Origin of the sequence: Kitasatospora sp. NPDC059571 (genome assembly GCF_042735675.1) — a bacterium.
GTDB lineage: Bacteria > Actinomycetota > Actinomycetes > Streptomycetales > Streptomycetaceae > Kitasatospora.
This window is the reverse complement of the sequence record NZ_JBHWBW010000193.1, coordinates 12,713-13,349: the sequence shown is the minus strand read 5'-3', so window position 1 is coordinate 13,349 and position 637 is coordinate 12,713. Positions and strand designations below refer to the sequence as shown.

Sequence of the window (637 nt, the reverse complement as noted above, 5' to 3'; positions counted from 1 at the left end):
GGCGCCGAGCGGGTGCTCGGTGCCGGGGCCGCCGGGTCGGGCCGTGGGCGTCAGGGGGCCTGGTAGCCGAAGACGTCCACCACGACGTGCACCGAGGCATCGCTGCCGTTGTAGAACGACGCCTTGCCGTCCTTCACCGGGACCACGACCTGGTTGGCGATGGTCTGGCCCGCCACCCAGTTGAGGTTGGAGGCGTTCGGCCGGGCGGTGCCGTACGGGTAGGCCGTCAGGAAGCCGGGGCCGCCGGGGGCGGTCACCGTGACGTTCAGGGTCACGGCCGTCGCGGGGACGTTGAGCGCCAGGTCCAGCGTGCCCCTGGCCGGGACGGCGCCCGCACGACGGACCGGACCGTCGCCGCCGCCCCAGTCCTGGCGGGTGTCCATCGCCCGCCACGGGCCGACCGGACGGTACGTGTCGAGGCCCTTGGCGCCGTAGTAGCCGGCGAGGTCCGCGACCAGGTGCACGGTACCGGGGGAGGAGTTGCGGAAGGAGACCTTGCCGTCCTTCACCGGGACGGTCACCAGGTTCGGGACCGTCCGGCCCGCGACCCAGTTCAGGTTCGAGGCGGTGGGAACCGCGTCACCGTGCGGATACACCGTCAGGTAACCGGGCGCGGTGGTGGCGGTGACGGTCACGT

Annotated in this window: 1 pseudogene; it reads right to left on the bottom strand. The window is 73.0% G+C overall.

The window, feature by feature from the left end:
- Positions 1-50 precede the first annotated feature (50 nt).
- A pseudogene (locus ACFV0G_RS21420) lies at positions 51-637 on the bottom strand (PKD domain-containing protein); the annotation flags it as partial.